Genomic DNA, 21,615 nt, shown 5'->3' with positions numbered 1-21,615 from the left:
CTCAGCCCACGGTGATCGAGTCCAGCTTCGCGCGCAGGTACACGTGCGAGTCGACGGGCGGGTGCGCCACCCGCCCCACCGGCGCGGGCAGGGACTCCACCAGGGTGCCCGGGGTGCACTCGCCGAAGTAGACCAGGGACATCAGCTCCTCGGCGGGCGCGTCCGCGGGCGGCGGCAGCACCCGGTGCCGCCCCGAGCGCCAGCGGTCGCCGGTCCAACGGGCCAGCAGGTCGCCGATGTTGACGGTGAAGGCTTCGGGGTCGTACGGCGCGTCCTCCCAGCCGCCCTCGTCCGTGTAGACCTGAAGACCGCCCCTGCCGGCCTGCCGGTCGAGGATGGTCACCGTGCCGAAGTCGGTGTGCGGGCCGATGCGGAACTGCCCCGGCTGCGGCTCGCCGACGACCTCCGTGCCCGGATACCAGTTGATGTTGAAGCCGTACGTCGGGTGGTCCATGTGCCGGGCGAAGAAGTCCGGAGCGACCCCGAGGGCCTCGCCGAGCAGGGAGAGCAATTGCTTCTCCAGCCCGGCCATTTGCTCCAGGTACGCCTCGCACAGCCCCTTCAGTTCCGGCACCTCCGCGGGCCACACGTTGGGCGCGTACCACTCCGCGTTGACGACCGGGTCCTCGAAGGGCTCGTGGGTCGCGAAGGTCAGCGACTCCTTCAGGTCCGGCGGGGTCTCGGTCCCCTCCGCGTAGCCGTTGGCCTCCGCGCCGGGGCCGAGCCAGCCGCGGCCGCCGACCTTCGCCTCGTAGGCCCTCTTCGTCTCCGCCGGCAGGCGGAAGAAGGCGCGGGCCGACTCCCGTATGCGTGAGCGCAGTCCGGGGTCCACACCGTGGCCGGTGACCAGCAGGAATCCGGCGGTCTGGAGGGCGGCGTCGACGGTGCGGGCGATCCTGGCGCGGTCCTCGGGGCCGCCGGACGTCCAGGGCCGCAGGTCGATGGCCGGGATGCGCGGGGCGGGGGAGTCACTCACCGATGTCCTCGTTCCACAGCGCCGGTTCCCTCTCGATGAAGTCGCGCATCATCCCGACGCATTGGGGGTCGTCGAGCAGCACGATGTCCACGCCGTGCCCGGCCAGCCAGTCGTGCCCGCCGTGGAAGGTCGCCGCCTCGCCGACCACGACCCGCGAGATGCCGAACTGTCGGACCAGCCCGGAGCAGTACCAGCACGGCGAGAGCGTGGTGACCATGGTCGTCCCGCGATACGTGCGCTGCCGTCCCGCCGCGCGGAACGCGGCCGTCTCCGCGTGCATGGAGGGGTCGCCGTCCTGGACGCGCCGGTTGCGGCCGCGGCCGAGGAGGGTGCCGTCGGCTCCGTAGAGTGCGGCGCCGATCGGGATGCCGCCTTCCGCGAGTCCGGCGCGGGCCTCCTCGACGGCGGTGGTGAGCCAGGTGCGTGCCTGTGCCTGATCCATGTCTCCCACTGTCCAGGGGGCGGGGCGTCCGGGCAACGCCGCACTCGGGCCCAGGAGGGCGGGCGGTCAGCGCAGAGTCACCCGGCTCGGCCCGTTGAAGGGGGCGTAGCACGTCACCGTCCTCGGAGTGCGCAGGACGTCGTCCTCGGTGAACAGCTTCCGTACGGCGTCGAAGGAGATGTCACCGCTGACGACGGGGGCGACGCGGTCGTAGAGGAGGCGGGCCGGCTCGGGCAGGGGATCTCCGGGTTCGCCCTCGGCCTCGCCCCAGACGTCCCAGAGCAGCGGCTCCACCTTGTTCAGTGCGGCCAGGTCGAGCCGGACGTTGCCCGAGACGAACCGCTCGCCCCAGAACGGGCCCTGCTCCGGCGGATGCAGTCCGAAGGTCTCCGGGTCCGCGCCCTCCTCCCGGATCGCCCGCCAGGCCTCGCCCGCGACGAGGAAGCGGTCGCGCGGGACGTCCATCGGGTCGAAGTCCACGTTCCAGTGGCCGGCGACGAAGGGGTCGGCGAGCTCGGGGTCGGCGAGCAGCCAGCCCCGTTCCTCGTCCAGGTACTCGGTGACGACGTGGTCGACGTGGAAGCGGCCGTCCCCGAAGTAGTCGGCGAAGCCGCTCCGGGTGCGGGCGGGGATGCCGGCGTGGCGCAGGAACGAGCAGTGCAGCAGCGCGAAGTCCCGGCAGGTCCCGACGAACCGGCCCTCGAGCGCGCGCCGTTGGGCCAGCGGTGCGTCGTCGCGCGAGACGAGGACGCGCAGGATGTCGTCGACGTAGCGGGTCTCGGCGTCGTTGTGCAGGCGGTCGGACGGGTGGGTGTGGCCGAAGATGCCGTCTTCCAGGCGGTGGATGAGCAAGTCCCGTGTGATGCGGGCGAGTTGGGCCGGATCAGACGGCAGGTCGGCGTAGTGGGTGACGAGTTCACCGGGGTCGGAGAAGGTGCTCTGCGCTGCGTAGAAGGAGAGGGGCACGAAGCCTCCCTTTCGGCGTCATCGGCCACGTGTTCGATTACGGGCCGGTGCGCCTCACCGTGTCAAAATTCCCCGCGAATTGTCCAGCGGCCCGGCGATCGGGAGCCGGCCGTGGAGGTCAGCGCCTCCCCGTGCGCGGTGATCGCCGCCCACCCCCGCCAGCGCCTCCGGCGCCGCGGTCGCCGCGCGTGGATCCGTCGGCTCGGTGTGCGGGGCGGCATGTGCGGCGTCCACCAGGGCGAGGGCGCCGGCGACGTCGCCGGCGTGCACCGACCGCATGATGTGCGTCGCCGCCACCGGGCCGTACCCCTTGACCAGCGGGTGCGGATCCGCTTCGGGCCCGCCGTCGCCCGTTGCCGGATCTTCACCAACTGGCAGATTCATGGCGGAATCCGTACGAGAACGACCAGGTCCCCTAGTGTGACGGCGTGGACGAAGAAGAGGACCGGCATCTGTCCGCCATCGCTCCGGAGGTCTCCCGTCTCTCCATCGACCTGCTGCGCCGTGCGGTCGGCAGCTACCCCGCCGAACGCGTCGCCCAGGAGGCGCTCGACTGCGCCGACGACGTCCTGGACCGGTACGGCACGGACGGACTGCGGGTCCTCGCCATGAGCCTCGCGTGCTGGGCGACGGTCCAGGTGGAGATCAACGCGCACGCCTCGGGGCGGCCGGGGCAGTCGCTCCTGGACGACCTCCAGCTGACGTGGCTGGAGGCGGACCCGGAGGGCTGACCCGCTACTCGCCGTTCGCCCTGAGCAGGAGCTTGCCCGTGCTGGTGCGCGTGCCCATCAGGCGGTGCGCCTCCGCCGCCTCCTCCAAGCCGAACTCGGCGGTGACGGGCAGCGACACGGTGCCGTCCAGGGCCTTGGCGAAGGCCCGGTCGGCCAGGGCGCGCAGCTCGCCGGGGGCCGTCTTCGCCAGGGTCAGGATCGAGAAGCCGCCCACCGAGACACCGGAGGGATACAGCTCGGCCTGCCCCACGGTCCAGGCCGGGGCCGAGCTCGCGTTGCCGAAGGAGACCAGACGCCCGAAGACCGCGAGCGAGGCGAGGCTGCCGCGGAGGGTCTCGCCGCCGACGGGATCGAGTGCGAGGTCGACGCCACGGCCGCCGGTCGCGGTCCGCACCGCCTCGGTGAACTCGCCGACGAACACCTCGTCGTACCCCTGCTCGCGGGCGTAGTCCGCCTTGGCCGCGCCCGACACCACTCCGTACACCGCCCCGGCGCCCGCCGCCTTCGCCAACTGCCCCACCACGGTGCCCACTCCGCCCGCCGCGCCCTGCACGAGCACCGTCTCGCCGGGCTGGAGCCGGCCGACGGAATGGACGAGGGCGTACGCCGTCGGCAGCACGGTGGGCAGCGTCGCCGCCGTACGCAGTCCGACCCCGGCCGGGACCGGGAACACGGTCGAGGCGGGCGCGAGCAGCACGTCCGCGTAGGCGCCGCCCTCCGTCAGCGCCGTCACCTCCTGCCCGGCGGACAGTCCGGTGACGCCCGCGCCGAGCGCGCGGATCCGGCCGGACGCCTCCAGGCCCGGTACGAACGGGAGTCGGGGCACGCGGTATCCCTCGGCGCGCGCCTTGAGGTCCGCGAAGTTCACCCCGGTGTACGCCACGTCGAGGCTCACCTGGCCGGGGCCCGGCTCGGGCACCTCCGCCTCCACGACCTTCAGGACCTCGGGTCCGCCGTACTCCTGGAACTCGACCGCGCGCATGACAGCACTCCTCACGAGTGTTCGATAGGAAGCGAACACTGCTGAGTGTATGGTTTTCATCGAACACTCGGCAAGCGGATACTCGGCAAGCGGACACTCGGATAGCGATTACCCGGCGAGCGAGTCCTCGGCAAGGAGCAGGGCGTGGCGCAGCGCACCACCGGTCATCGGGCCGCCCCCGGCCATACGCACCCCGACGAGGTCCCCGTCCTGACGGCGTTCGCCGCCCTCGCCGATCCCGTACGCCTCACCCTCGTAAGGGAGTTGGCGGCCTCGGCCGACTGGACCCGCAGCTGCGGCAGCTTCGACGTACCCGTCGGCAAGGCGGCCCTCAGCCACCACTTCGCGGTACTGCGGGGCGCCGGGCTGGTGGAGCAGCGCGACGAGGGGGCCCGACGGGTCAACCGGCTGCGCCGGACGGAGTTCGACGCGCGTTTCCCGGGACTGCTCGCCCTGGTCCTGCGGGACGATCCGACCGCCTGAACGTCTCCACCCCCTCCGGCGTCACAGTCCGAAGGCAGCGGACGGAGGGACCATGAGGAAGCGCACCTGGATCGCGTCGGCCGGGGCGACGGTAGCCCTGCTGGTGGCCACGGGTCTGTACGCCGACGCGCTGCGCACCGGCCACACCGACGGCGGGCTCGGGGTGGACCCGGGAGGCGTCAAGCCCGTTGCCACGAACCGGACTTGTGCCGGCACCCGCCCAGCCGAAAGCCTGCCCGACCGCGACGGCGGCACCCCGCTGACACGCGTCGTCGCACACATCGGCGAGCTGGCCCGGACGAAGTACCCGGACGTCTACACGGGTCTCTCCGTCGACGAGGTCCACCGGACGGCCGACGTCTGGCGCATCCCTTCCGCCGCCTTCGACGACGAGGTCTGCGGCAGCGCCGTGCGAGGCGTGACGGTGCGGCTGCACGAGGCCGACGTCAGCGGGAGGACGCTCGACGCCCTGTCCGACCGGATCGCCGACGACATGCATCGCTGGGACGGCACCTTCGTCCTGCGCGAAGTCGCCGCGGACGAGCGGGGGTTCGTCCATGTCGGGGTCGACGATCCCGGCCGGGCGGGCCCGATCCTCAAGGAGGCCTACGGGGAGAGCGGCAGCAGGTACATCAGGGTCGAACACGCCGATCAGGCCGAGCCGTCGGACGCGGGATGAGCTACCCCTTGTCCTCGTTCTCCTGGCTCTCCCGGTTTCCCTGCTCCCGCCGCCGCAGCTCCTCCTCGCGGCGGCGCAGGTCCGCCTCCCAGTCCTTGAGGAGGGTCTCGTCCTTCTTGTTCTCCTCGCGAAGGGATTTCAGGAACTCGGGGTTGTCGTCGGGGGCGACGAACCGGGTGCGGTGGCTGCGGTGCCACTCGGAGGGCGTGGCGCCGCCCGTGGGGGCGTGCCGGACCTTGCCCGCCACGAGCCAGGCGATCGGGCCGACCAGCACCTCGCCGAAGAACAGGATGATGAGCACCCAGACCACCTTGGGCAGCCCGCGCACCTGTTCCTCCGGAGTGTTCAGGCAGTCGATGAAAGCGAAGATCCACAGCGCCAGGACCAGCAGGAACGGCAGATACCTGAGCATGGTGGTGCGATCCCCCAACAGACGGTGGCGAGGCGCTGTCCGGCCCCGGTGACGGGGTCAGGTTAGCGGGTGGCCGATACTGGGACGCATGGCTTACGACGATCTTCGCTCCCTGCTCAGGGCACTGGAACGCGAGGGCGACCTCAAGCGCGTCAAGACCGAGGTCGATCCGTACCTGGAGGTCGGGGAGATCGTCGACCGCGTGCAGAAGGCGGGCGGCCCCGCACTGCTCTTCGAGAACGTGAAGGGCTCGTCCATGCCCCTCGCGATGAACGTCTTCGGCACCGACCGCCGGCTCCTGAAGGCGCTGGGCCTGAAGTCGTACGGAGAGATCTCCGACCGGATCGGCGGACTGCTGCGCCCCGAGCTGCCGCACGGCTTCGTCGGCGTGCGGGAGGCCTTCGGCAAGCTCGGCGCGATGACGCACGTACCGCCGAAGAAGGTGAAGGACGCCCCTGTGCAGGAGGTCGTGCTCACCGGCGACGACGTCGACCTCGACGCCCTGCCCGCGCTGTTCACCTGGCCCCAGGACGGCGGCTCCTTCTTCAACCTCGGCCTCACGCACACCAAGGACCCCGAGACCGGCATCCGCAACCTCGGGCTGTACCGCCTCCAGCGCCACGACCGGCGCACCATCGGCATGCACTGGCAGATCCACAAGGACAGCCGCAACCACTACCAGGTGGCGGCGAGCAGGGGCGAGCGGCTGCCGGTCGCGATCGCCTTCGGCTGCCCGCCCGCGGTGACCTACGCCTCCACGGCCCCGCTCCCCGGCGACATCGACGAGTACCTCTTCGCCGGGTTCATCGCCGGCAGGCGGATCGAGATGGTCGACTGCAAGACCGTTCCGCTGCAGGTCCCGGCGCAGGCCGAGGTGGTCATCGAGGGCTGGCTGGAGCCCGGCGAGATGCTGCCCGAGGGGCCCTTCGGCGACCACACCGGCTTCTACACGCCGCAGGAGCCGTTCCCCGCGCTGACCATCGACTGCGTGACGATGCGCAAGCGGCCGCTGCTTCAGTCGATCGTCGTAGGCCGCCCTCCGACGGAGGACGGACCGCTGGGGCGTGCGACGGAGCGGTTCTTCCTCCCGCTGCTGAAGATCATCGTGCCGGACATCGTGGACTACCACCTGCCGGAAGCCGGCGGTTTCCACAACTGCGCGATTGTCTCGATCGACAAGAAATACCCCAAGCACGCCCAAAAGGTGATGCACGCTGTCTGGGGGGCACACATGATGTCCCTGACGAAGCTGATCGTGGTGGTGGACTCGGACTGCGACGTCCACGATCTGCACGAGGTCGCCTGGCGCGCCCTCGGCAACACGGACTACGCCCGTGATCTCAGCGTCGTCGAAGGCCCCGTCGACCATCTCGACCACGCCTCCTACCAGCAGTTCTGGGGAGGGAAGGCCGGGATCGACGCGACGAAGAAGTGGCCCGAGGAGGGCTACACGCGCGACGGCGGCTGGCCCGACATGGTCCTGTCCGATCCCGAGACGGCGGCGAAGGTCGACCGCCGATGGAAGGAGTACGGCCTGTGAGCAGCGCTTCCGCCGCGATCCCGCAGCCAGGAAGAACCAAGGCGTTCCTCCGTCTGGTGATGATCGAGCACTCGGTGTTCGCCCTGCCCTTCGCCTACATCGCCGCCCTCACGGCGATGTTCGAGTGGGACCGGAACATCCACTGGGGGCGGCTGCTCCTGGTCACCATCTGCATGGTGGGCCTGCGCACCTTCGCGATGGCGGTCAACCGGATCATCGACCGCGAGATCGACGCCCGGAATCCGCGGACCGCGCACCGCGAGCTGGTCACCGGCGCGATGTCGGTCAAGCACGCCTGGACGGGCGCGCTGATCGCGGTCGTGGTCTTCCTGGGATCGGCGGCCCTGCTCAACCCGCTCTGCTTCGCCCTGGCCCCGATCGCCGTGATCCCGATGGTGGTCTATCCCTACGGCAAGCGGTTCACGAACTTCCCGCAGGCCATCCTCGGTCTCGCCCAGGCGATGGGCCCGGTCGGCGGCTGGCTGGCGATCAGCGGGGAGTGGTCCTGGGACGCGGTGATCCTCGGCCTCGCGGTCGGCATCTGGATCGGCGGCTTCGACCTGATCTACGCCTGTCAGGACGTCGAGACCGACCGTGAGATCGGCGTCATGTCGGTCCCGGCCCGCTTCGGAATCCCGGCCGCCATCTGGGGCGCCCGCGTCTGCCACACCGCGGTCATGGCGCTGCTCGTCACCTACGCGGTGACCACGGACGCGGGCGGCTTCTTCTGGTTCGGCCTGATGATCGTCGCCGGCGCCTTCGTGTACGAGCACTCCATCGTCCGCCCGCACGACCTGTCCCGCCTCAACAGGGCGTTCTTCAGCGTCAACGGCTTCATCGGCATCGCCCTGTTCGCGTGCGCGCTGCTGGACCTGCTGGTGCGCGGCCTCACCGTCTGAGCCGTTCTCACGGGGCAGGGTGCGCGGATCTCACCCCCCGGGCGCCGCAGGCGTGCGGCGGCGGAAGCAGGAGAGAGGGCCCGGCGGCCAGGAAGTGGCCGCGCATGCTCGCCGAGGCGGCCGCCACCGGAAGACGCCGTGCCGGATCGCCGGGAGAGGGTCCGCCCATTGCCGGGAGAAGGCCAGCCCGTTGCAGGGACAAGGCCCATTGCCGGGAGAGGGCCCGCGGCCTGCCGGGAGGGGGCCCGCCTCTTACCGGGCAGGGACGCGGATCTCACCGGGCAGGGGCGCGGATCTCATCGGACCGGGTGTGCGGATCTCACCGCCCGGGCGCCGCAGGCGTGCCGTGGCGGAACCAGAACGCCGCCGTCACTCCCGCCGCCAGGCCGATCAGATGGGCCTGCCAGCTCACGCCGGTCTGCAGCGGGGACATGCCCAGCAGGATCGAGCCGCCCCAGACCGCCCCCACCAGCAGCCCGACCAGGACGCCGAGCGGGCGGCGCTCCACGAAGCCGTTGACCAGCAGGAAGCTGAAGAGGCCGAAGATGAGGCCGGAGGCGCCCGCGGTGTTGGTGTGTGCCGGGGCTATCAGCCACACGCCGAGTCCGTCGGCCACGATGATCGCGAGACACAGGGTCGCGAACCTGCGCAGGCCGCCCAGGGCCGCGAGGAAGCCCATGACCAGCAAGGGCACGCTGTTGGCGGCGACATGGGCGAAGCCGAAGTGGATGAACGCGGCGGGGACGACGTCGATCAGCTCGGACGGTTCGCGCGGCGTGATGCCCAGGCCGTCCAGCGCGTGGCCGCTGAGCACGTCGACCACTTCCAGCAGCCACAGCAGCGCGACCCAGCCCACCATCAGCTTGGCCGCGGCCTTCGCACGGTCGCTGCGCGACCACTCGAGCTCCGTACCCGGCATGGCACCCCCCACCACTCGCTCGTCCCCTCCGGGGAACGACCGGACCCCTTGGCCGGTTCCCATCCTGCGACGCCGGATAGGCTCGGTGTTGTGAACCCAGTCAAGCCAGGAGAGACGCCGCGTACGCCTTGGATCGTAGGGGTCTCCGGCGCCTCCGGCACGCCATATGCCGCGTCGGTGCTGCGAGCACTCCTCGACGCCGGCGAGAGCGTGGACCTCGTCGTCTCGCGGGCCTCGCGGCTGACGTTGCTGGACGAGACCGGCATCGCCTTCCGGGACGCGCACTGGCAGGACGACCTGCGGGAATGGCTGACCCGGGGCGCCGACGGCAAGCCCGGGGCCTTCGCGACCGACCTCTCGGACGTGCGGTACTGGAACGCGGGCGACCTCGCGGCCGGACCGTCCTCCGGGTCGTACCGCACCAAGGGCATGCTGATCGTGCCCGCCTCCACGGCCTGTGTCGCGGGTGTCGCGCTCGGGCTGTCCAAGGATCTGCTGCAGCGGGCGGCGAGCGTCACCCTCAAAGAACGCCGTCCCTTGGTCGTGGCCGTACGGGAGACCCCGCTGAACGGCCAGACCCTCCGGCACCTGGTCGCGCTGGACGACGCCGGCGCGAGCGTGGTGCCCGCCTCACCGGGCTTCTACGCGGGGGCCGCCCACATCCAGGACCTCGTGGACTTCGTCGGCGGACGGGTGCTGGACGCGGCGGGCGTCGAGCACGGTCTGTACCGGCGCTGGAAGGGCGAACTGCACCGCGGGACGGGCGAGTAGCGCACGCCGCGGCACCCCCAGCACCTCTCATCACTTCAGGAACTCTTCAGCGGAAGGCTTCGATCGCATGGACGCGGTGGACAGGCAGCTCATCCAGGCCCTGAGGGAGAACGGCCGGGCTTCCTACGCGGAGCTGGGACGCCTCGTCGGCCTGTCGGGACCCAGTGTCACCGACCGCATCAACCGGCTGGAGGCGGCCGGTGTCATCACCGGTTACCGCGCCACAGTCGACGCCGCCTCGCTCGGCCTCGGCGTCACCGCCCTCATCGGCATCTCGCTGTCCGACGCCACCGACCACGAGGACGTGGCCCAGCGGCTGAAGGACCTCTCCGAGATCGAGGACTGCTGGTTCATCGCGGGCGACGACTCGTACATGCTCAAGGTGCGGGCGGCGGACGTGGACGGCCTGGAGAAGATCATCCGCCGGCTGTCCGGCACCAAGGGTGTCTCCCGCACCCGTACCACGATCATTCTCTCCACGAAGTGGGAGAACCGGGTCGGGGAGCTGCCCGAAGAGGTGTAGCGGACGGGACGTACGGTTGTCGGTGTCGTCGGAGAAAGGTGTGGGCATGGACGTCGGGCTCAAGCGTGAGCTGGAGGAGAAGGTCAGGGCGGGGGAACGCCTGACCCGCGAGGACGGCATCGCGCTGTACGAGTCGGACGACCTGGCATGGCTCGGCGGCCTCGCGCACGAGGTGCGGACGCGGAAGAACGGCGACGTCGTCCACTTCAACGTCAACCGCCACCTCAACATGACCAACGTGTGCACGGCGTCCTGCGCCTACTGCTCCTTCCAGCGCAAGCCGGGCGAGAAGGACGCGTACACGATGCGCATCGAGGAGGCGGTCAAGCTCGCCAAGGCGATGGAGGGTGAGAACCTCACCGAGCTGCACATCGTCAACGGCCTGCACCCGAACCTGCCGTGGCGCTACTACCCGCGCTCGCTGCGGGAGCTGAAGGCCGCCCTGCCGGACGTCTCCCTGAAGGCCTTCACGGCGACCGAGATCCACCACTTCGAGACGATCTCCGGGCTGTCCGCCTCCGAGATCCTCGACGAGCTGATCGACGCGGGCCTGGAGTCGCTGACCGGCGGCGGCGCCGAGATCTTCGACTGGGAGGTCCGGCAGCACATCGTCGACCACCGCACCCACTGGGAGGACTGGTCGCGCATCCACCGCCTGGCGCAGGAGAAGGGCCTGAAGACCCCGTGCACCATGCTCTACGGCCACATCGAGGAGCCGCGCCACCGCGTGGACCACGTGCTGCGCCTGCGTGAGCTCCAGGACGAGACGGGCGGCTTCCAGGTCTTCATCCCGCTGCGCTACCAGCACGACTTCGTGGACATGAAGGACGGCAAGGTCCGCAACCGCCTCCAGGCCCGCACCCAGATGGCCACCGGCGCCGAGGCCCTGAAGACCTTCGCGGTCTCCCGCCTGCTCTTCGACAACGTCCCGCACGTCAAGGTCTTCTGGGTCATGCACGGCGTGCAGACCGCCCAGCTGGCGCTCCAGCACGGCGCGGACGACATGGACGGCTCGGTCGTCGAGTACAAGATCACGCACGACGCCGACAACTACGGCACCCCGAACAAGCTGACCCGCGAGGACCTCCTCGACCTGATCCGCGACGCCGGCTTCCGCCCGGTGGAGCGGAACACGCGCTACGAGATCATCCGCGAGTACGACGCCCCGGACCCCGCCCGCCGGGAGTCGCCGCAGCCGATGCGGGTGTGAGGGCTGCTACTTCGGCTGCGGGCGCGTGGGGGCTGGTCGCACAGTTCCCCGCGCCCCAGGTGGGGTACTCGGGCCGCATGGCTGACAAGGCGCCCGAGGATGCCTATACCGCTGAACCCTTTCTTCCTGAGCGGGGCGGGCTCCCGGCACTACGCAAAGCCGCCGCCGACTGTCGCGGCTGCCCCCTGCACCGGGACGCCACGCAGACCGTCTTCGGCGAGGGCGACGCACACGCGCGCGTGATGCTCGTCGGCGAGCAGCCCGGTGACCAGGAGGACCGCCAGGGCAAGCCGTTCGTCGGCCCCGCCGGGAAACTCCTCGACCGCGCTCTCGAGGAAGCCGGCATCGACCCGGCGGACGCGTACGTCACCAACGCCGTCAAGCACTTCAAGTTCACGCAGGCCGAGCCCGGCAAGCGCCGTATCCACAAGGCGCCCACGCTCCGCGAGATGACGGCCTGCGGGCCGTGGCTCGCCGCCGAGTTGGCGGTCGTCGAACCCGAGCTGATCGTGGTGCTGGGCGCGACCGCGGGGAAGGCGCTCCTGGGCTCGTCGTTCCGGGTCACGCAGGTGCGCGGGACGGTCATGGAGGAGGAGATCCACGGGCGCGCGGAGCGGCTCGTGCCGACCGTGCACCCCTCGTCCGTGCTGCGGGCGGACGACCGGGAGGCGGCGTACCAGGGGCTCGTCTCGGATCTCGGAGCGGCGGCACGTCTGCTGTAGGTAATGCGTACCATGGCCCGGTGTCCCTTACTTTCACTCTTGACCCCGCCGTCACTCCCGCTCTGCGCGACGGCATCCTCGAGCTGTGGGCGGACGTCTCGAACGAGGGCGGTTCGGTCGGCTTCGTGCCACCGGTCACAGCGCACGACATACGCCCGGAGCTCGTGAAGCACTTCGCCGGCATGGCCGAGGGCCGCACCCGGCTGCTGGTCGGCCACGACGAGTCCGGCGAGGTCGCGGCCACCGCCTTCTTCGCCTTCAACACCCACCGGCTGATGCAGCACTGGGTGTGGCTCTACACGGTGATGGTGCACCCCCGGCACCAGGGCAGGGGATACGGACGCGACCTGCTCGCCGCCGCCGAGGACGCGGCCCGCGGCTTCGACGGCATCGGCGCGATCCGGCTCACCTGCCGCGGCGGCAACGGCCTGGAGCGGTTCTACGGCTCCTGCGGCTACAAGGAGGTCGGGCGGGTGCCCGGCGCCATCCGCGTCGCCCCGGACGACGACCGCGACGACGTCTTCATGCTGCTGCCGCTGACCTGACCCCGCTGGAAGATCGCCGGTCAGGCGTGCTTCACTGGACGGTGGCCCTTCTGAGGCCGTTCGAAACTGTCAGAGACGGAAGAGTGGATTGAGATGCTCCGCTACACGCTGATGCGCCTCGGGATCTTCGCGGGCTGCCTCGTGGTCGTCTGGGGCCTCGTCTACTCCGGCATCGTCCCGCGCGGGCTCGGCGAGTCCAACGGCATGTGGGTCGTCCTGCTGGCCCTGGTGATCTCGGCCCCGATCAGCTTCGTGGTCCTGCGCAAGGAGCGCGACCGGGCCTCGGTGCAGATCGTCGAGCGGGTCGACCGGGCCAAGGCCAACCTGGAGGCCAACCGCAGCCAGGAGGACGGCGCGGACGACGCGGCCCGCGCGCAGGGCCAGACCTCGTAGCCGTCGAGGGCACACCCCGTAGTCGTGAGGCAAGCGGGGGTCTCGGGGAACGCCCGCCCAATTACCCTTCTCCCATGGGTGCCGTGAAGACCAAGCGCATGCCGCGGGCGGTCCGTGAGCAGCAGATGCTGGACGCCGCCGTGCGGACCTTCGGGCAGCGTGGGTACATGGCCGCGTCGATGGACGAGATCGCCGAACTGGCGGGTGTGTCCAAGCCGTTGGTCTATCTGTACCTGAACTCGAAGGAAGACCTGTTCACCGCCTGTATCCGGCGGGAGGCGACGGCGCTCGTCGAGGCGGTCCGGGCCGGTGTACGGGCCGAGCTGCCCGCCGACCGCCAACTGTGGGAGGGGCTGCGGGCGTTCTTCACGCACACCGCGCACAACCCCGACGGCTGGGCGGTGCTGCATCTGCAGGCCCGTACCCGTGAACCGTTCGCGGCCGAGGTGACCGCGATGCGCGAGGAGATCGTCGCGTTCGTCACCCAGCTCATCGTCGTCGCGGCCCGGGACGCGCACCGCGACCCCGACCTGCCCGAACGAGAGGTCGCCGGGCTCGCCGAGGCCCTGGTCGGCGCCGCCGAGTCGCTCGCCGCCTGGGCCAACGCCACCCCCGGCACCACGGCCCGGCAGGCGGCGGCCACCCTGATGAACTTCGCCTGGGCGGGCCTGGGCAACCTCATGGAGGGCCGGCCGTGGTCACCCCCGCTCACCGCGGAGGCGTGACAACTGTCATGCGCCGATCGGGACGCAGGGCACTGAGGGAACGCACCCCTCCGCCCTTACCTTCTTGGCCATGACGAAGACCAGCGGCGCAGACGACCAGCACAAGACCGACGTCAAGGTGAGCCTCATCGGCGGCCACCGCCTCCAGGGCGAGACCCTGCACGAGCGCACGCTCACCGTCTCCCTCGTCGGCGGCGCCGACATCGACCTGACCGACATCGACATCCCGGACGGCGCCGAGGTGCGCATCACCAAGCTGAGCCTGATCGGCGGCGTCAGCCTCCGGGTCCGTCCCGACGTCCGCGTCGAGGTGCACGGCATCCGCCTGGGCGGTGTGAAGGACGACGGCCCGGCCGAGCCCGGCGGCCCGACGGTCCGTATCGACGTCTGGGGCCTGCTCGGTGGCGTCAGCGTCAGCCGGGGCTGAGGTCCTCGACGACGCCGCTCACATGGACGCGCTCCCCACCGCGCAGCTCGAACCGTCCCCCGTGCGCCGCGTACGTCACCGTGCCCGGCAGCAGCACGGGCGCCCTGAACTCCGCCTGTACACGGGCGCGTTCGGGCGCCCCGTGCGCGGCGAGGCAGCGGGCCGCCGTCCACATGCCGTGCGCGATGGCGCGCGGGAAGCCGAACAGGCGGGCGGTGAGCGGATACATGTGGATGGGGTTGCGGTCGCCGGACGCGGCACCGTAGCGGCGTCCGACGTCCCCGCTCAGGTGCCATTCGTCGACGGCGGGCAGCGGCTCGCGCACGGCCCGGCGCGGCTCGTCCGTCCGCTCGGTCCGGTGCCGCGCCAGATAGGTGCTGCGTGACTCCCACACGACCTCTCCGCCGGTCCGCACCTCGGTGATCACGGACGCCTCGGTGCCGCGTCTGTGGGGCTCCAACCCGCCGACGTGGACGGAGAGTTCGTACACCCCGGTGGCGGCGAGCGCCCGCCGCCGGGTGATCTCGATCGACGTGTGGACAAGACCGAGCAGCGGCAGCGGAAAGTCACGGTCGCTCATCAGCCGCATCGCGAGCGGGAAGCCCAGTACATGCGGGTACGTCAGCGGCAGCGCGTCGTCGCCGGTGGGGATGCCGCACACCCGCTCGTAGGCCGCCAGTTGTGCGAGGTCGATGCGCAGTCCGGGCAGGACGAGCCGGTCACGGGGGAAGTCGGCGTCCGGGCGCGGGTGTTTGAAGGGGGAGAGCACCGCGCCTCGGGCGAGCAGCGGCGCGAGAGCGGGGGAGCCGGGCAGGACGACGGACGTCGACATCACGCCCCCAGCAGGCTCTGGCCGCAGACCCGGACGACCTGGCCGTTGACCGCGCCCGACGCAGGGTGCGCGAGCCAGGCCGTGGTCTCGGCGACGTCCGCCGGAACCCCGCCCTGCGCAAGGGAGTTCATGCGGCGCCCCGCCTCTCGGATGAACAGCGGGACGGCCGCCGTCATCTTCGTCTCGATGAATCCCGGCGCGACCGCGTTGACGGTCACCCCGTGCTCGGCGAGCGCGCGCGGCCCCAGGGAGCGGACCAGGCCGACGACGCCGGCCTTGCTCGCGCCGTAGTTCGTCTGCCCGGCGTTTCCGGCGAGGCCGGCGATCGAGGCGGTCGCGACGATCCGCCCGCCGCGCCTGACCGCCCCGGCCCCGAGCAGCGCGTCCGTCGTCCGCAGCACGCTCGCGAGGTTGACCTCCAGGACCGGACTCCAGCGCTCGGCGGGCATGTTGACCAGACGGCGGTCGCGGGTGATGCCCGCGTTGTGGACCAGCACGTCCAGCCCGTCCGGGAGCGCGGCGGCGATCCGCTCGCCCGCGTCCGCGGCGGTGATGTCGAGCAGGAGGGCCGTGCCGCCGAGTTGTTCGGCCACCCGCCGCGCCTCCTGTTCGGCCTGCGGCACGTCGAGTACGACGACCCGGGCCCCGTCCCGTGCCAGCGTCGCGGCGACCGCCTCGCCGATGCCGCGGGCGCCCCCGGTGACCAGGGCGGTGCGCCCGGCCAGGGGGCGCTCCCAGTCGACGCCGGTGTCCTGGGCGGCGGCACCGGTCCCGATCACCTGCCCGCTGACGTAGGCGGACTTGGGGGAGAGCAGGAAGCGCAGGGTCGACTCGGCGCCGACGGCGTCCGTCAGGCGCAGCAGGTTCACGGTGCGGCCGCGCCCGATCTCCTTGCCGAGCGAGCGCACGAACCCCTCCAACGCCTGCTGCGCGGCGGCCTGGTGGTGGTCGGCCGGGTCGAGCGGCGAGCCCAGCACGACGATCCGGCCGCCGCTCGCGACGGATCGCACCACGGGGTGGAGCGCGGCGTGCACCTCGGCGAGCGCGTCGACGTCCCGCACCCCGGTGGCGTCGAGGACGACGGCGCCGGGGTGGCCGGTGGCCGCGGGCAGTTCCGTGCGGGCGAGCACGGGCGCGAGATCGAGGTCCGGCTTGCCGGCCGTGAGGTGGAGCAGGCCGCCGTCCAGTGCGGGCCGCCCGGCTGACCAGCGGTGCAGCGGCGCCGGCTGCGGCAGCCCCAGGCGGCGGGTGGAAGCGGCCGGGCGCGGTGCCGGCGAAGCGCAGATAGGGGTCGGCCATGTCCATTCTCCCCAGGCGGAAATGTGCTTACTCTGGAGTCAGGTTACCCGAGGTAATAGCCGAGCAGGAGGTGAGAAATGTTCAACATACCGGCTGGTACCGTCAGATCGGCAAGAAATGCGACGAGGTTGCACATCCCCGACCCATCCCCGCCGCCGTACGACCTTGGAACCCTCACCGCCTCATCACGCGCGCACCGTACGATCGCCTCCTCCCTGACCTGCGGCAACTTCCCCGCAGGGCAACTCCGTTGAGCCTCTGGAGTCGCCCGTGTCCAGTTCGCACTCGTCCGCCGCCATGGTGGTGCACGCCACGGCGTACGACGGCACGCCGGTCCTCGTGGAGCCCGTGATCCAGCGGCTGGACGGGGAGGTGCGCGAGGTCTCCGTGCCGCCCTTCGTCCCGCCCGTGCGGCACGGCTCGCTCGCCGACCTGCCCTTCGACAACGCGCGCCTCGCCCCCGACGACACCGTCCTCAGCCGCCGCACGGACGGGGGCCGGTGGACGGACGTGACCGCGGCCCGGTTCGCCGACGAGGTGCTGGCGCTGGCCAAGGGGCTGATCGCCGAGGGGCTGGCAGCGGGCGACCGGATCGCCGTCATGGCACGGACCGTCTACGAGTGGACGCTGCTCGACTTCGCCGCCTGGTCCTGCGGCCTGGTCACCGTCCCGATCTACCCCACCTCCTCCGTCTTCCAGACCCGGTGGATCCTCCAGGACTCCGGCGCCGTCGCGCTCGTCGCGGAGACCGCCGGGCAGGCGGCGACCCTGGGCCCGGAGCTCGACCGGCTGCCCGACCTGCGGCATCTGTGGGTCATCGAGAAGGGCCATGTGGAGCGCCTGGCCGAGCTCGGCGAAGACGTGCCGGACGCCGAAGTGGCCGTACGGCGCGGCATGCTGAGCCCCGACACCCTCGCCACCATCGTCTACACCTCCGGCACGACCGGCCGCCCCAAGGGCTGCGCGATCACCCACGGAAACTTCTTCGCCGGGGTCGACAACGCGATCGAGCTGCTCTACCCGGTGTTCCGGGCGCGGACCAGTGAGGAGGCGGCGGTCCTGCACTTCCTGCCGATGTCGCACATCTTCGGCCGGATGGTCGCGGTCGCCTGCATCCGCGCACGGGTGCGCCTCGGCCACGCGCCGAGCCTGAAGCCGGAGGAGCTGCTGCCCGACCTCGCGAGCTTCCGGCCGACCTGTCTCATCGCCATCCCGTACATGCTGGAGAAGGTCTTCAACGGGGCCCGTGCGAAGGCCGAGACGGGCGGCCGGGCCGGCACCTTCGACCGCGCGGCGAACACCGCGGTCCGCTACGGCGAGGCGATGGAGGCCCGTCACGCGGGCACCGGCTCGGGTCCGGGCGCCGCCCTGAAGGCGGCCCGGGCCCTCTACGACCCGCTCGTCTACCGCCGTATCCGCAACGCGATGGGCGGCAGGGTCCGCTACATGATCTCGGGAGGCTCCCCGCTCGGCCGCCGTCTCGCCGCCTTCTACGCCGGCGCGGGCATCGAGATCTACGAGGGCTACGGCCTGACCGAGACGACGGGCGCGTCCACCGTCTCGCCACCCCTCAAACCCCGTCTCGGCACGGTGGGTTGGCCCCTGCCCGGCTCGAAGGTCCGTATCGCCGCAGACGGCGAGATCCTGCTCGGCGGCGGTCACGTCCTGCGCGGCTACTGGGACCCGAACGCCGGCGGCGTCGTCCCGGCCACCGTCGACGGCTGGCTCGCCACCGGCGACATCGGCCGCCTCGACGACGAGGGCTACCTCTACATCACCGGCCGCAAGAAGGAGATGCTGATCACGGCGGGCGGCAAGAGCGTCGCCCCGGCCCCGCTGGAGAACTGGCTCCGCGCCCACCCCCTGATCTCCCAGGTCATGGTCGTCGGCGACCAGCGCCCCTACGTCGGCGCGCTCATCACCCTGGACGTCGACGGCGTCGGCCACTGGCGCCGGATGCACGGCAAGCACGCGGTCCCGGCCGGACTCCTGCTCGACGACGAGGAGTTGAGGCAGGTCCTGCAGCGCGCCGTGGAGGAGGCGAACAAGCTGGTCTCCCGCCCCGAGTCGATCCGCCGCTTCACGATCCTCCCGGTCGACTTCACGGAGGAGGACGGGCACCTGACCCCGTCGATGAAGCTGAAGCGGGACGTGATCGCCGAGGAGTTCGCGGCGCAGATCGAGGAGATGTACGACCGCTCCGGTGCAACGCCGCCGCAGGCGGAAGACGGCACATAGCGGCACAACCCGCGGAGCGATACGCACAGGCCCGGCCCCGTTCCATCCCCGAACCCGCACGAACTCCCCACGCGAGCACCGTACGATCGCCGTTCTAACCCCCGGTAACCCCTCCGCCGCGCACTGCCGGTGAACCACTCGGCTCGCCCTGCACGTACCTCACAGCAGAGCGGAACCGAGCTGCACGTCCCAGGAGCTGCCATGTCCGTCCCCGCGCCCGTGCCCTACCCCTCCGCGTCCGACTACGACGGCACACCCCAGCTGGTGGAGCCCGAGGTCCGGAGGATGGGCGGCCAGGTGCGGGAGGCGTCGGTGCCGCTGCTCGTCCCGCCGCGCACCCACGGCTCGCTCGCCGATCTGCCGTTCGACAACGCGGACGCGGCGCCCGAGGCGCGCGTCCTCAGCCGCCGTACGGCGGGCGGGGATTGGGTGGACGTGACCGCGGCGGAGTTCGCGCAGCAGGTCCAGGACCTGGCGAAGGGCCTGATCTCGGAGGGCCTGGTGCCCGGCGACCGGATCGCGGTCATGGCGCGGACGATCTACGAGTGGACGCTGCTGGACTTCGCCGCGTGGGCCGCAGGCCTGGTCACCGTCCCGATCTATCCCACGTCGTCCGTCTTCCAGACCCGGTGGATCCTCCAGGACTCCGGCGCGGTGGCCCTGGTGACGGAGACCGCGGCGCAGGCCTCGGCCCTCGGCCCCGAACTGAGCCGGCTGCCCGACCTGCGGCACCTGTGGATCGTCGAGAAGGACCACCTCGACCGTCTCGCCGAACTCGGGCAGCCCGTCCCCGACCAGGAAGTCGCCGTACGGCGCGGGATGCTGGTCCCCGACACGCTCTCCACCGTCATCTACACCTCCGGCACGACCGGCCGCCCCAAGGGCTGCGTGCTCACGCACGGCAACTTCCTCTCCGAGGTCGACAACGCGATCGAGCTCCTCTACCCGATCTTCAAGTCGAAGGCGGACGACCCCTCCACGCTCCTCTTCCTGCCCATGTCGCACGTCTTCGGGCGCATGGTGGGAATCGCCTGCATCCGGGCCCGGGTCCGCCTCGGCCACGCCGCGAGCCTGGACGGGGAGAGCCTCCTCGCGGACCTGGCCGCCTTCCGCCCGACCTTCCTGCTCTGCATCCCGTACATGCTGGAGAAGGTCTACAACAACGCGCGCGCCAAGGCGGAGAGCGGCGGCCGGGCCGGCACCTTCGACCGCGCGGCGAACACCGCGGTCCGCTACGGCGAGGCGATGGAGGCCCGTCACGCGGGCACCGGCTCGGGTCCGGGCGCCGCCCTGAAGGCGGCCCGGGCTTTCTACGACCCGCTCGTCTACCGCCGTATCCGCAACGCGATGGGCGGCAGGATCCGCCACATCATCTCCGGCGGCTCCCCGCTCGGCCGCCGTCTCGCCGCGTTCTACGCCGGGGCGGGCATGGAGATCTACGAGGGCTACGGCCTGACGGAGACAACAGGCGCGGCGACGGTGACGCCCCCCTTGAAACCCCGTCTGGGGACGGTGGGTTGGCCCCTGCCCGGCACGAAGGTGCGCATCGCTGCGGACGGGGAGATCCTGCTCAGCGGCGGCCAGGTCTTCCGCGGCTACTGGGATCCGCAAGGCGGCGGGGTGATCCCCGCGTCGGCGGACGGCTGGTTCCCGACCGGCGACATCGGGCACCTCGACGACGAGGGCTACCTCACGATCACCGGCCGCAAGAAGGAGATCATCATCACCGCGGGCGGCAAGAACACGGCCCCGGCCCCCCTGGAGAACTGGCTCCGCTCGCACCCCCTGATCTCCCAGTGCATGATCGTCGGCGACCGCCGCCCCTACATCGCCGCGCTCGTCACCCTCGACATGGAGGGCATCGGCCACTGGCGCCGCATGCACGGCAAACATCCCGTGCCCGCGGAACTCCTGGTCGACGACCCGGAGTTGAGGGCGGTCCTGCAACGCGCCGTGGACGAGGCGAACAAACTCGTCTCCCGTCCGGAGTCGATCCGCCGCTTCACCATCGTCCCCCAGGACTTCACCGAGGAAGCAGGCCACCTGACCCCGTCGATGAAGCTCCGCCGCGACGCGGTCCTGCGGGACTTCGCGGCGGAGGTGGAGGGGTTGTACGAGCGGTGAGGGGGCGGGACGGCCGTCCTGTCACACGGTGAGCTCCGCGAGGGGCGCGCTCCTGGGCCCGGCGCCGTACCGGACGTACCACTCGGTGGACAACGCCCTTTCCCGGTCGCGCGGGGACATCGCGGCGAGCCGCCCCGGCAGGGCTTCGCGCGCCACCTCGCTGCGATGAGCCATGACGGCGGCCAGCTTCTGCCCGGCCCACGGCCCGACATCCACGGCAGCGGTGATCCACTCGTCCGGCACGCTGTACAACTCCCGCCCCGGGAGCAGGACATCACTCAGCACGCGGGCCGCGGAGTCGGGAAGGGTGGCCAGATGAAGGGCGCCCGGTCGCCAGGGGGCGCCGGCCTCCGGACAGAGGCGGCCCCAGCCCGCCGCCTCGACCGCGAGCACGGTGACGCGGTGAGTGTGGACGTGGTCCGGGTGGCCGGTCGCGCCGTACGCGTCGTGCGTGACGACGATGTCCGGCCGGAACTCGCGGATCTGCGCCACCAGCCGCCCCACCGCCTCGTCCAGCGGCGCCTCGCAGAAGCGGGCCGCGCCGGGCGCCGAGTCCGGCACCCGAGCGTCGGCGTACCCGAGCATCCGTGGCTCACCGGCCCCGAGAATGCGCAGTGCGTCCGCCAACTCCGCGGCGCGTGAGCTGCCTTCGGCCCAGGTCGCCGTGACGACACCGGTCCGCGCGCCGGAGGCGGCGTGCCGGGCGAGGACGCCGCCCGCGGACAGGGACTCGTCGTCGGGATGGGCGAAGACGGCCAGGATGCTGGGGAGGGGCAC

23 protein-coding genes and 2 pseudogenes are annotated in these 21,615 nt (G+C 71.4%); 15 read left to right on the top strand and 10 right to left on the bottom strand.

What is annotated here, in order from left to right; all coding sequences use genetic code 11:
- Position 1 precedes the first annotated feature (1 nt).
- From ACGFYN_RS23995 to ACGFYN_RS23980, 4 genes and pseudogenes are all read right to left on the bottom strand, one after another.
- The gene (locus tag ACGFYN_RS23995; protein ID WP_393867873.1) at positions 2–976 is read right to left on the bottom strand and encodes an isopenicillin N synthase family dioxygenase; all 975 of its coding nucleotides are present in this window, start codon (positions 974–976) and stop codon (positions 2–4) included.
- A complete protein-coding gene (locus ACGFYN_RS23990) occupies positions 969–1,418 on the bottom strand; it encodes a nucleoside deaminase (RefSeq protein WP_393867872.1) in 450 nt (149 codons plus the stop codon). The genes ACGFYN_RS23995 and ACGFYN_RS23990 overlap by 8 nt, the downstream gene beginning before the upstream one ends.
- Before the next feature lie 66 nt (positions 1,419–1,484).
- On the bottom strand, positions 1,485–2,384 hold the full coding sequence (locus tag ACGFYN_RS23985; protein ID WP_393867871.1) for a transglutaminase-like domain-containing protein: 900 nt from the start codon (positions 2,382–2,384) through the stop codon (positions 1,485–1,487).
- A 153-nt stretch (positions 2,385–2,537) separates the two neighbouring features.
- A pseudogene (locus ACGFYN_RS23980) lies at positions 2,538–2,702 on the bottom strand (MerR family transcriptional regulator); the annotation flags it as partial.
- Between the two features lie 110 nt (positions 2,703–2,812).
- Here ACGFYN_RS23980 and ACGFYN_RS23975 point away from each other — a divergent pair.
- Complete coding sequence (locus ACGFYN_RS23975; protein ID WP_393867870.1) at positions 2,813–3,115, top strand: hypothetical protein; 303 nt, start codon at positions 2,813–2,815, stop codon at positions 3,113–3,115.
- 4 nt (positions 3,116–3,119) lie between these two features.
- Here the strand turns inward: ACGFYN_RS23975 and ACGFYN_RS23970 are convergent, their stop codons facing one another.
- Positions 3,120–4,097, bottom strand: a complete 978-nt coding sequence (locus ACGFYN_RS23970; RefSeq protein ID WP_393867869.1) for a zinc-binding alcohol dehydrogenase family protein — start codon at positions 4,095–4,097, stop codon at positions 3,120–3,122.
- Between the two features lie 144 nt (positions 4,098–4,241).
- On the opposite strand from ACGFYN_RS23970, the gene ACGFYN_RS23965 reads away from it, so the two are divergent.
- Positions 4,242–4,580: an ArsR/SmtB family transcription factor gene (locus tag ACGFYN_RS23965; RefSeq protein ID WP_393867868.1), complete on the top strand. Its 339-nt coding sequence runs from the start codon at positions 4,242–4,244 to the stop codon at positions 4,578–4,580.
- 52 nt (positions 4,581–4,632) lie between these two features.
- On the top strand, positions 4,633–5,259 hold the full coding sequence (locus ACGFYN_RS23960) for a hypothetical protein (RefSeq protein ID WP_393867867.1): 627 nt from the start codon (positions 4,633–4,635) through the stop codon (positions 5,257–5,259).
- A 1-nt stretch (position 5,260) separates the two neighbouring features.
- Here ACGFYN_RS23960 and ACGFYN_RS23955 read toward each other — a convergent pair whose 3' ends face one another.
- The gene (locus ACGFYN_RS23955) at positions 5,261–5,671 is read right to left on the bottom strand and encodes a PLD nuclease N-terminal domain-containing protein (protein WP_393867866.1); all 411 of its coding nucleotides are present in this window, start codon (positions 5,669–5,671) and stop codon (positions 5,261–5,263) included.
- 88 nt (positions 5,672–5,759) lie between these two features.
- Between ACGFYN_RS23955 and ACGFYN_RS23950 the strand changes: the two genes are divergently transcribed.
- On the top strand, positions 5,760–7,211 hold the full coding sequence (locus ACGFYN_RS23950; protein ID WP_393867865.1) for a menaquinone biosynthesis decarboxylase: 1,452 nt from the start codon (positions 5,760–5,762) through the stop codon (positions 7,209–7,211).
- Positions 7,208–8,110: a menaquinone biosynthesis prenyltransferase MqnP gene (mqnP, locus tag ACGFYN_RS23945; RefSeq protein ID WP_393867864.1), complete on the top strand. Its 903-nt coding sequence runs from the start codon at positions 7,208–7,210 to the stop codon at positions 8,108–8,110. The genes ACGFYN_RS23950 and mqnP overlap by 4 nt, the downstream gene beginning before the upstream one ends.
- Before the next feature lie 319 nt (positions 8,111–8,429).
- Here the strand turns inward: mqnP and ACGFYN_RS23940 are convergent, their stop codons facing one another.
- On the bottom strand, positions 8,430–9,029 hold the full coding sequence (locus ACGFYN_RS23940) for a rhomboid family intramembrane serine protease (protein ID WP_393867863.1): 600 nt from the start codon (positions 9,027–9,029) through the stop codon (positions 8,430–8,432).
- A gap of 90 nt (positions 9,030–9,119) precedes the next feature.
- On the opposite strand from ACGFYN_RS23940, the gene ACGFYN_RS23935 reads away from it, so the two are divergent.
- From ACGFYN_RS23935 to ACGFYN_RS23900, 8 genes are all read left to right on the top strand, one after another.
- The gene (locus tag ACGFYN_RS23935; protein ID WP_393867862.1) at positions 9,120–9,800 is read left to right on the top strand and encodes a UbiX family flavin prenyltransferase; all 681 of its coding nucleotides are present in this window, start codon (positions 9,120–9,122) and stop codon (positions 9,798–9,800) included.
- A gap of 67 nt (positions 9,801–9,867) precedes the next feature.
- Positions 9,868–10,323 (top strand): Lrp/AsnC family transcriptional regulator, encoded by a 456-nt coding sequence (locus ACGFYN_RS23930; RefSeq protein ID WP_016437559.1) that lies wholly within the window; start codon positions 9,868–9,870, stop codon positions 10,321–10,323.
- A gap of 46 nt (positions 10,324–10,369) precedes the next feature.
- On the top strand, positions 10,370–11,533 hold the full coding sequence (gene mqnE, locus ACGFYN_RS23925) for an aminofutalosine synthase MqnE (protein WP_393867861.1): 1,164 nt from the start codon (positions 10,370–10,372) through the stop codon (positions 11,531–11,533).
- A 77-nt stretch (positions 11,534–11,610) separates the two neighbouring features.
- On the top strand, positions 11,611–12,255 hold the full coding sequence (locus ACGFYN_RS23920; RefSeq protein ID WP_393867860.1) for a UdgX family uracil-DNA binding protein: 645 nt from the start codon (positions 11,611–11,613) through the stop codon (positions 12,253–12,255).
- Between the two features lie 20 nt (positions 12,256–12,275).
- The gene (locus ACGFYN_RS23915; RefSeq protein WP_393867859.1) at positions 12,276–12,800 is read left to right on the top strand and encodes a GNAT family N-acetyltransferase; all 525 of its coding nucleotides are present in this window, start codon (positions 12,276–12,278) and stop codon (positions 12,798–12,800) included.
- A 93-nt stretch (positions 12,801–12,893) separates the two neighbouring features.
- A complete protein-coding gene (locus ACGFYN_RS23910) occupies positions 12,894–13,193 on the top strand; it encodes a DUF4229 domain-containing protein (RefSeq protein ID WP_393867858.1) in 300 nt (99 codons plus the stop codon).
- A gap of 74 nt (positions 13,194–13,267) precedes the next feature.
- A complete protein-coding gene (locus ACGFYN_RS23905) occupies positions 13,268–13,918 on the top strand; it encodes a TetR/AcrR family transcriptional regulator (protein WP_393867857.1) in 651 nt (216 codons plus the stop codon).
- A 70-nt stretch (positions 13,919–13,988) separates the two neighbouring features.
- Positions 13,989–14,345, top strand: a complete 357-nt coding sequence (locus ACGFYN_RS23900) for a hypothetical protein (protein ID WP_393867856.1) — start codon at positions 13,989–13,991, stop codon at positions 14,343–14,345.
- On the opposite strand, the gene ACGFYN_RS23895 is transcribed toward ACGFYN_RS23900, so the two are convergent.
- Positions 14,332–15,177 (bottom strand): MaoC family dehydratase, encoded by an 846-nt coding sequence (locus ACGFYN_RS23895; protein WP_393867855.1) that lies wholly within the window; start codon positions 15,175–15,177, stop codon positions 14,332–14,334. The two genes, ACGFYN_RS23900 and ACGFYN_RS23895, sit on opposite strands and share 14 nt — an antisense overlap.
- Positions 15,177–16,476, bottom strand: a pseudogene (locus ACGFYN_RS23890) (3-oxoacyl-ACP reductase). The gene ACGFYN_RS23895 and the pseudogene ACGFYN_RS23890 overlap by 1 nt, the downstream one beginning before the upstream one ends.
- Before the next feature lie 297 nt (positions 16,477–16,773).
- Between ACGFYN_RS23890 and ACGFYN_RS23885 the strand changes: the two are divergent.
- Together ACGFYN_RS23885 and ACGFYN_RS23880 are read left to right on the top strand one after the other, a co-directional pair.
- Entirely contained in the window at positions 16,774–18,714 is a 1,941-nt protein-coding gene (locus ACGFYN_RS23885) for an AMP-dependent synthetase/ligase (protein WP_393867931.1), read from the top strand.
- Between the two features lie 201 nt (positions 18,715–18,915).
- Complete coding sequence (locus tag ACGFYN_RS23880; protein ID WP_393867854.1) at positions 18,916–20,838, top strand: AMP-dependent synthetase/ligase; 1,923 nt, start codon at positions 18,916–18,918, stop codon at positions 20,836–20,838.
- A 21-nt stretch (positions 20,839–20,859) separates the two neighbouring features.
- Here the strand turns inward: ACGFYN_RS23880 and ACGFYN_RS23875 are convergent, their stop codons facing one another.
- Complete coding sequence (locus ACGFYN_RS23875) at positions 20,860–21,615, bottom strand: PIG-L deacetylase family protein (RefSeq protein ID WP_393867853.1); 756 nt, start codon at positions 21,613–21,615, stop codon at positions 20,860–20,862.

This window comes from Streptomyces sp. NPDC048419 (genome assembly GCF_043200415.1).
In the GTDB taxonomy this organism is placed as follows: domain Bacteria; phylum Actinomycetota; class Actinomycetes; order Streptomycetales; family Streptomycetaceae; genus Streptomyces.
This window is presented reverse-complemented; position numbering and strand designations above follow the sequence as displayed.